At 42.6% G+C, this 9,451-nt stretch carries 6 protein-coding genes and 2 rRNA genes (1 of these 8 cut by a window edge); 5 read left to right on the forward strand and 3 right to left on the reverse strand.

Going from position 1 to position 9,451, the window contains the following annotated elements; genetic code table 11:
* Positions 1 to 19: 19 nt before the first annotated feature.
* Genes LY624_RS15560 through cysQ form a run of 3 tightly spaced genes read left to right on the forward strand, consistent with a single transcriptional unit; the run spans position 20 to position 3,132 of the window.
* Positions 20 to 1,747, forward strand: coding sequence for an SLC13 family permease (locus LY624_RS15560; RefSeq protein WP_341803424.1), 1,728 nt, complete (start codon positions 20 to 22; stop codon positions 1,745 to 1,747).
* 14 nt (positions 1,748 to 1,761) lie between these two features.
* Entirely contained in the window at positions 1,762 to 2,358 is a 597-nt protein-coding gene (gene cysC / locus LY624_RS15565) for an adenylyl-sulfate kinase (RefSeq protein WP_130149221.1), read from the forward strand.
* A 3-nt stretch (positions 2,359 to 2,361) separates the two neighbouring features.
* Complete coding sequence (gene cysQ, locus LY624_RS15570; RefSeq protein ID WP_237120500.1) at positions 2,362 to 3,132, forward strand: 3'(2'),5'-bisphosphate nucleotidase CysQ; 771 nt, start codon at positions 2,362 to 2,364, stop codon at positions 3,130 to 3,132.
* Between the two features lie 179 nt (positions 3,133 to 3,311).
* Here cysQ and LY624_RS15575 read toward each other — a convergent pair whose 3' ends face one another.
* On the reverse strand, positions 3,312 to 4,457 hold the full coding sequence (locus tag LY624_RS15575) for a hypothetical protein (RefSeq protein ID WP_341803425.1): 1,146 nt from the start codon (positions 4,455 to 4,457) through the stop codon (positions 3,312 to 3,314).
* 268 nt (positions 4,458 to 4,725) lie between these two features.
* Between LY624_RS15575 and LY624_RS15580 the strand changes: the two genes are divergently transcribed.
* Both LY624_RS15580 and LY624_RS15585 read left to right on the forward strand, forming a co-directional pair.
* Entirely contained in the window at positions 4,726 to 4,917 is a 192-nt protein-coding gene (locus tag LY624_RS15580) for a hypothetical protein (RefSeq protein ID WP_130149224.1), read from the forward strand.
* Between the two features lie 170 nt (positions 4,918 to 5,087).
* On the forward strand, positions 5,088 to 6,350 hold the full coding sequence (locus tag LY624_RS15585; RefSeq protein ID WP_341803426.1) for an aromatic amino acid transport family protein: 1,263 nt from the start codon (positions 5,088 to 5,090) through the stop codon (positions 6,348 to 6,350).
* Positions 6,351 to 6,935: 585 nt separating this feature from the next.
* Here LY624_RS15585 and rrf read toward each other — a convergent pair.
* A 5S ribosomal RNA gene (gene rrf / locus LY624_RS15590) occupies positions 6,936 to 7,050 on the reverse strand.
* Between the two features lie 189 nt (positions 7,051 to 7,239).
* Positions 7,240 to 9,451: ribosomal RNA gene (locus tag LY624_RS15595) — 23S ribosomal RNA — on the reverse strand; it runs 671 nt beyond the window's last position.

Consider the following 9,451-nt stretch of genomic DNA (forward strand, 5'->3'; position numbering starts at 1 on the left):
TGTTATAGGAAGTAATAGCATGTATCAACAGCTGGTATTAACAGGCATTATGCTGGTATTAGTCGGGTGCCTTTTTGGCACACGACTAAAACCAGCATGGTTATTTGTTGGCGCCATTGGTATTAGCTATCTAGCAGGGCTTATAAGCCTTGAAGATATGCTGGTGAACTATGCAAACCCCTCTTTAATTACTTTAATACTGCTTGTATTAGTGTCTATTGCTGTAGAAAAAACCACGTTAGTACAGAAACTTGCTCAGTCACTTTCTAAAGGAAGTCTAACCAGCTCAGTGACTAAACTTGGTTTATCTACTGCTTTTTTATCATCATTTACTAATAATACGGCGGTTGTGGCCTCACTTATTAGTGCAATAAAAGACAGCCCAACTCATTCCCCGTCTAAGTTGTTGTTGCCCTTGTCGTACACTGCAATTTTAGGGGGCACGATTACCCTAATTGGCACATCAACTAACTTAATTGTTAATGGTTTTGCAGTAGAAGCTGGCATGGCGCCCCTTGGCTTTTTTGATTTTACATTAGTGGGCTTGGGTGCTTTAAGTGTTGGCTTAATCACTATCATTGTGATGTTGAAATACCTTCCTGATAATGGCAAAAACGATCAAGAAGTCGTCCCTTTCTATCTAGAAGGTAAAGTTGAAATCGGCTCAAAACTCGCGGGTAAAAGCGTTGAAGAAAATGGTCTTCGTGAACTTAAAGACCTATTCTTAGCCGAAATCATCCGTGAAGATAAACGTATCTGTGCAGTCACACCAAAGCAAGTGATAAAAGAAGGTGACGTGCTTCTATTTGTCGGTGACATAAAATCGGTGCCGCTGCTTACTCAGTTTGATGGTCTAAAAGTCGTTCACGACAAACACGAAAAAGATGTTGAGCACTTAGTTGAAGTCGTTGTCAGCCATTCATCTAAATACATAGGTAAAACCGTTAAGGAAGTGCGTTTTCGTGAGCAATTCCATGCGGCAGTTATTGCCATTCGCCGTGGTCATGACCGTTTGCAAGGTGGTTTAGGTAAAGTACAACTTCAAGCTGGTGACTCACTCATTCTTGCACCAGGTAAAGAGTTTTACTCGCTTCCTGACCTTAAAAGAGAGTTTGTTTATATTTCAGGCCTTGATTTACAAACTCACTTAAAGCCAAAGAAATCTAATATCGTATTGGCAAGTTTTGCGGGGGTTTTAGGCCTGAGCATTCTTGGAATCGTGCCCTTGATTAAAGGTCTACTTGTTTTACTGATCGGCCTAATGCTAACTGGCACAATTAAACTTAGTGAAGTAAAGCGCCGCTTTCCGATTGAGCTACTCGCCGTGGTAGGCAGTGCTATCGGCCTGGCTAAATTAATGATAGGCACAGGCCTTGCCGGTGAAATATCATCAGGTATGTTATACGTGCTTGGCGATTTTGGACCTTATGGTGCTTTCATTGCCATTTTCTTAATGACCGTGATGTTTACCGAGCTCATTACCAATAATGCTGCCGCGGCACTTTCGTTTCCAGTTGCCTACGCATTAGCCATAGGTTTTGATGTATCGCCACTCCCTTTTATTATGGCTGTCGCTTTTGGTGCATCGGCCAGTTTTATTTCACCATATGGTTACCAAACTAACCTAATGGTATACAGTGCGGGTAACTACCGTTTAAAAGATTACATTGCAATGGGCTTACCGTTATCGATTATTTATTCAATAACGGTGCTGACATTAATACCACTGGTTTTTCCATTTCAATAATGAGAGTAAAAACAATGGATGAGAATATTGTATGGCATAACTACGCCACCACTAAAGCACAGCGTAGTGAGCAAAAAAAACATAAGCCAACTATTTTATGGTTCACTGGTTTTTCAGGCTCTGGCAAAAGCACCGTTGCCAATGCACTAGAAAGTGCCCTGAATCAATTAGGTGTGCACACATACCTATTAGACGGTGATAATGTCCGTCATGGTTTATGTAAAGATCTTGGCTTTAGTGATGAAGACCGTATTGAAAATATTCGTCGGGTGGGTGAAACCGCAAAACTCATGGTTGATGCCGGACTTGTGGTACTCACCGCATTTATTTCACCCTTTCGAAGTGAACGCGATATGGTAAGAAACTTAGTTGAAGAGGGTGAATTTATCGAAGTATTTTTAGATACCCCATTAGACGTTTGCGAAAGCCGCGATCCAAAGGGTCTCTATAAAAAAGCCCGTGCAGGTGAGATAAAGCACTTCACTGGAATCGATTCTGATTATCAACCCCCTATTTCACCAGAAATTAAAATCGATACGAGCGCAAACACCCTAGACCAATCGGTGCAAGAACTGGTAGCGTATTTAAAACAACAGCAAATTATAGGTTAAGCCATGAATCAAACGGAACTGCTAGAAGAAATCTTACTCCTCGCACGCCAAGCGGGTAGCGCAATAATGGGGATTTACGAAAAGGACTTTAATGTTGAATACAAGGCTGATGAAAGTCCTGTTACCGACGCAGACCTAGCAGCTCATAAAGTGATTGTGAATGGCTTAAAACACCTTACCCCAGATGTGCCAATTCTAAGTGAAGAAAGCGCTGATATAAGCTGGGACGTCCGCCAAGCATGGCAACGCTACTGGTTAGTTGATCCTATAGATGGCACCAAAGAATTCATCAAGAAAAACGGCGAGTTTACCGTCAATATTGCACTGATCGAAAATGGAAAGCCTGTATTAGCTGTGGTTGATGCACCCGCTTTGGGCGTTTCGTATATTGCAAGTGAAGCAATCGGTGCCTTTAAAGATAAAGGCGATGAGCGTATCGAACTAAAAGTTACCCGCAAACCAAACAGAGGACTTATCCGTGTTGTTGGCAGTCGCTCACATCCTTCTCCAGATCTTGCTGAGTTTGTAAAACAGTTCGATGACGTAGAAATGGTCTCAAAAGGCAGCTCACTAAAACTATGCTTAGTAGCCGAAGGCAGTGCAGATATTTACCCAAGGTTAGGCCCAACCTGTGAGTGGGATACAGGCGCAGGCCATGCGATTGCCGAAATAGCAGGTGCAACGGTTAGCAAGCTCGATGGCAGCCCATTACGGTATAACAGTAAAGAAGAGTATCTGAATCCATATTTTGTGGTATCAGCGTTAGAAGGTTAAGGTAAATAGAAAAGTGGCTTCAAAAGCGTTAATTTTTTCAGGCTGAGTTGAATATCACAGAACTTAATCTATTGAAAACTCAAAAAGCCTCAGACAATTCCCTCTAAAATATTCTAGAGGGAATTCCAAACGAGCTGATTTAGAAACACAGCTCTACTAACTGTTTAAATAGTTTATATTTACCTACAATCTGGAATAAAGCCGTTTACCATACTCAGATTTTCGATATTTAACTGCATTCCACCCACAAAACCAATACTGCCCTGAATGCCATTTCTCTCATGTAAATCACATAATTTAGATACATCAGACACCTCAAAAACAGAATCGACAAACTCGACTCTTGAACCTATTGCCTGAATTGCATTCGGCTTATTAGCTTTTACATAGCAGTTTTTACATGAGAAATCATTATACCAAAGCTTTAGATTGTGTCTGTTAATATCACCTGATAACGATGTAACTTCTTCTAAAGTGGTACTTTGACTTTTTATATCAAGATCTGCATCTCGACTGTTCGACACCAATACATTTTTAATTGTAACACCGGTGACATCTGAATTTACAACAATACCATCCCCCTGCTGATAACCCCCGCAATCAACTGAACCGCCTACATTATTTGAAATAGATACATTTTCAATATTTATATCTTTAGCCTCACCGCTGACACTGATACCAGTAATATGACAATCTTTAGTAGAATCTATATTTGAATTTAACCCATCTATTTTTGAGTTTGTAATAGAAATATTTTTTGGTTTACCATTAATGCGAATTCCTGCTTTATGGTAAGCTAAGGTGGTTAATTCATTGATTGTAATGTTACTAAAAGCTGCTGAGTCATTTTTATCAAAATCTACACAACTCATTGTATTGTGCGCATATATGCGATCAATATTTACATTCGATACTGAACCTTCCTTAAACCTAAAACAATATTGTGTATTAATAAACTTTATATTATCAAAGCTAATATTGCTTCTCGCAACAATAAAGCCTGAGCTCCCGCTATTACCACTATTATAGTCACTGGTAATTATAACATTACCTAAACCAGAAATTTTAACGGGGTGTGCCCCTTGGCTAACCGACAAATAATTATTCTGATAATATATCCCAGATTTTAAAATAATATTTGCTATACTCGCATCTGCTAGAAACCCATTTAAATCTGATAAATTCGCTGGCCTTTCTATATCATACCCATCGCCAGTACCATCTGAACTTACATACACGGTATTTGCGTAAGATAAGTTAGCTACGCCCAGAAAAACCAATATAAAAACAAAATTTTTCATAACAAAATCCTTATTAATTTTCATTTAGAATCCACTACCTAAAAAAGGTACTTATTTATAGGTGAAAAATAACAAAACTACAAATATAAAACATAGAAAAAGACGTATTAACTACACACATAAAACCCATTAATAAAAAAACACTAAAATCATGCTTTATAAAAACCATTATCACATACTAAATTTTAAATTTAATACTTAAAAATTCCGCTAAATATTACATTGCAAAACTAGTCAATGAAGCAATGTTCCGTTAATATTTTGCTCAATTATTTATAGTGAAGGAATAAAAATGACAACGGTTGAAAAGGCAATTGAAGCAGCGTACGAATCACAAATCACCTCGCTTTATAAGGCTCTCTCACAAAGCATTCTTGCCGCAAATGGCGATGAAGCAGAAATCAGTGCCGCTGAGGCTCGCTTTAAGAAAGGCTTAGCATTTGCTGCTGATATAAAAACACGTGCACTAACGGCTGCACAATAACACTCTAAGCTGGGTGGAGCAGTGCAAAACTCAGCTAGCCAAATAAGCAATATTCCTTTGTGTAAGTCTCCCCTTACAGCATAGTTATTTAAATACAACGCTAAAACATGCATTCTTAGTCGCTTTTCTATATGCTGCGCGACAATTATTATTCTAATAGTGGAGTGCTAATGAACACACATCAAGATGCTGCGCAGTACAACGCATCGACAACAAGTAGTAACTCGAAATGGAATCTTCATGACACCCAATGGGTATTAAGCTTATTTGGTACCGCAGTCGGCGCTGGTATTTTATTCTTACCGATTAATATTGGTATTGGTGGATTCTGGCCATTAGTGATTATGGCTTGCTTAGCCTTTCCTATGACTTTTCTGGCTCACCGTGGTTTGGCCCGTTTTGTATTATCATCTAAACAGTCCGATGCTGATTTTACAGACGTAGTTGAAGAGCATTTTGGTATTAACGCTGGTCGCTTAATTTCTCTTTTATACTTCCTTTCGATCTTTCCTATTTTACTTATCTATGGTGTTGGCTTAACCAATACCGTCGACAGCTTTATTGTGAATCAATTAGGCATGGAGTCACCACCTCGAGTTCTATTATCAGGGGTTTTAGTAGGTGGTATGATTAGCTTAATGCTTGGTGGTGAGGCACTTATGCTTCGCGCTTTTTCTATTTTAGTTTATCCTCTGGTTGGTATCTTATTCTTCTTATCATTATATTTAATCCCTAGCTGGCAAATGCCTAACATCACTATTCCTGAATTCTCAGGTTTTATGAAGACGCTTTGGTTATCTATTCCCATTATTGTTTTTTCGTTTAGCCACGCAGCTGCGATCTCAAGCTTTGTCCATGTACAGCGAGCCCATTATGGCAATAATGCCAAAATGAAATCTGAAGCAATTCTTAAACGTACCAGCTTGTTACTGATTGTATTTGTGTTGCTGTTTGTATTTTCTTGTGTGTTGTCTCTGTCATCTGAGCAAATGATACAAGCTAAAGCTGATAATGTGTCTATTTTGTCATTTCTAGCCAATATCACAGATAACTCTTTTATTGCCACACTTGGCCCTCTGGTTGCTTTTATCGCAATTACTTCATCATTCTTAGGACACTTCTTAGGTGCTCGTGAAAGCTTTAATGGGCTAGTTAGTAAGCAAGCACATTTGAATCCAAAGTTAGTTGATAAAATTGGCACAGTAATCATGTTCTTCGCTATTTGGTATTGCTCAGTGATCAACCCAAGTATTTTAGACATGATGGATCAGCTGTCAGGCCCTATCATTGCCATGATCCTTTTCATCATGCCGATGATTGCCGTTTATAAAGTACCTAGCTTACACAAATACAGAAACCGCTTAAGTACACTGTTTGTGCTTACAATTGGCTCTCTGGCGGTATTTGCGCTTATTTATAGCATGATTAAGTAACGACACTTACTACATAAAAAGCCCAGCAGGGAATCTCTGCTGGGCTTTTTTGGTTATGTCAGCATACTGCTAAGATCCGGCTTTAGGAATAGTCTGGACATACAGCAGAGGTTTTTCTTTAGTATTAGCGCAACCACTTTACAAATAACCTCTGCATTCTAGTCTCGAACAGCAGCGGGTTCATCCCGCGTCATGGGTTGTGCGTCCACTACGTCTATCACGCGATATAAAATCGCGACGACACACACAAAAAAGCCGTTGAATTTCTACAACGGGTTTCGCTTATTTGGAGCCATGGTGGGCTACGCAGTGGATATCTCGCTTTTTATGGCATCTGCCACACTCTCATTATATTGGATGGCTTATCGCGTAGCCGCGAGCTTACTCCACGTCATTGGCTCTTTATTCGCGGATAGAGCGCGATGTAAAATCGCGACGACAAACGTCTTGGGGTGGCCTTGTCGCGTAGCAGTGGGTTTATCCCGCGTCATGGGCTGTCTATTTACGGATAAAGCGCGATATAAAAGCACGACGACACGCACAAAAAACCCGTTGCATTGCTGCAACGGGTTTCTTTAATTAGGAGCCTGGCGATGTCCTACTTTCACATGGCAAATGCCACACTATCATCGGCGCTGTTTCGTTTCACTACTGAGTTCGGCATGGGGTCAGGTGGGTCCAAAACGCTATTGTCACCAAGCAAAATACGTGGAAAGGATTCTCGATAAAGCGCGTAGCGCTTACGAGTCCTTTGCGCAAGGTGAACTGATTTCGCATTAAGCGTTGCGGTTCACCCTACTAAAATTCGGAATGCTGATTTTAAGTAAATGTCTACTTTAGTTTTTTAACTTCTGTCTGTTACGCTGTCACAAAACGCGTTTGGCGTTGTATGGTTAAGCCTCACGGGTAATTAGTACAGGTTAGCTTAATGGCTCACACCACTTCCACATCCTGCCTATCAACGTTGTAGTCTTCAACGGCCCTTCAGAGACTTTAAAAGTCTAGTGAGAACTCATCTCGAGGCCTGCTTCGCGCTTAGATGCTTTCAGCGCTTATCAGTTCCGAACGTAGCTACCGGGCAGTGCCATTGGCATGACAACCCGAACACCAGCGGTTCGTTCACTCCGGTCCTCTCGTACTAGGAGCAACCCCTCTCAATTCTCAAACGCCCACGGCAGATAGGGACCGAACTGTCTCACGACGTTCTAAACCCAGCTCGCGTACCACTTTAAATGGCGAACAGCCATACCCTTGGGACCGACTTCAGCCCCAGGATGTGATGAGCCGACATCGAGGTGCCAAACACCGCCGTCGATATGAACTCTTGGGCGGTATCAGCCTGTTATCCCCGGAGTACCTTTTATCCGTTGAGCGATGGCCCTTCCATTCAGAACCACCGGATCACTATGACCTACTTTCGTACCTGCTCGACGTGTCTGTCTCGCAGTTAAGCTGGCTTCTACCATTACACTAACCGTACGATGTCCGACCGTACTTAGCCAACCTTCGTGCTCCTCCGTTACTCTTTGGGAGGAGACCGCCCCAGTCAAACTACCCACCAGGCACTGTCCGTAATCCCGATCAGGGACCAACGTTAGAACATCAACACTACAAGGGTGGTATTTCAAGGACGGCTCCACAAAGACTAGCGTCTCTGCTTCAAAGCCTCCCACCTATCCTACACATGTAGGGTCAATGTTCAGTGCCAAGCTGTAGTAAAGGTTCACGGGGTCTTTCCGTCTAGCCGCGGGTACACAGCATCTTCACTGCGATTTCAATTTCACTGAGTCTCGGGTGGAGACAGCGTGGCCATGGTTACACCATTCGTGCAGGTCGGAACTTACCCGACAAGGAATTTCGCTACCTTAGGACCGTTATAGTTACGGCCGCCGTTTACCGGGGCTTCGATCAAGAGCTTCGTCCGAAAACTAACCCCATCAATTAACCTTCCGGCACCGGGCAGGTGTCACACCGTATACGTCATCTTGCGATTTTGCACAGTGCTGTGTTTTTAATAAACAGTCCCAGCCACCTGGTCACTGCGGCTCCCGTCCGCTTAGAGAGTAAATCTCATCACAGATAGGAGCGTACCTTCTCCCGAAGTTACGGTACAATTTTGCCTAGTTCCTTCACCCGAGTTCTCTCAAGCGCCTTAGTATTCTCTACCTGACCACCTGTGTCGGTTTGGGGTACGATTCGGTATAATCTGAAGCTTAGAGGCTTTTCCTGGAAGTATGGCATCAGCAACTTCACACCCTTGGGTGCTCGTCTCGTATCTCAGTCTTAAGAGTCCGGATTTTCCTAAACTCTCAACCTACTTACTTTCACATGGACAACCAACGCCATGCTTGCTTAGCCTGCTCCGTCCCCCCATCGCAATTATACCAAGTACGGGAATATTAACCCGTTTCCCATCGACTACGCCTTTCGGCCTCGCCTTAGGGGTCGACTTACCCTACCCTGATTAACATGGGATAGGAACCCTTGGTCTTCCGGCGTGCGGGTTTTTCACCCGCATTATCGTTACTCATGTCAGCATTCGCACTTCTGATACCTCCAGCAAACCTCCCGGTTCACCTTCAACGGCTTACAGAACGCTCCCCTACCACTCAAACAAAGTTTGAATCCGCAGCTTCGGTGCATAGTTTAGCCCCGTTACATCTTCCGCGCAGACCGACTCGACCAGTGAGCTATTACGCTTTCTTTAAAGGATGGCTGCTTCTAAGCCAACCTCCTGGCTGTCTGGGCCTTTCCACATCGTTTCCCACTTAACTATGACTTTGGGACCTTAGCTGGCGGTCTGGGTTGTTTCCCTCTTCACGACGGACGTTAGCACCCGCCGTGTGTCTCCCGGATAGTACTTTACGGTATTCGGAGTTTGCAAAGGGTTGGTAAGTCGGGATGACCCCCTAGCCTTAACAGTGCTCTACCCCCGTAAGTATTCGTCCGAGGCTCTACCTAAATAGATTTCGGGGAGAACCAGCTATCTCCCGGTTTGATTAGCCTTTCACTCCTAGCCACAGGTCATCCCCTAACTTTTCAACGTTAGTGGGTTCGGTCCTCCAGTTGATGTTACTCAACCTTCAACCTGCCCATGGCTA

The organism is Pseudoalteromonas sp. N1230-9 (assembly GCF_032716425.1).
In the GTDB taxonomy this organism is placed as follows: Bacteria; Pseudomonadota; Gammaproteobacteria; order Enterobacterales; family Alteromonadaceae; genus Pseudoalteromonas.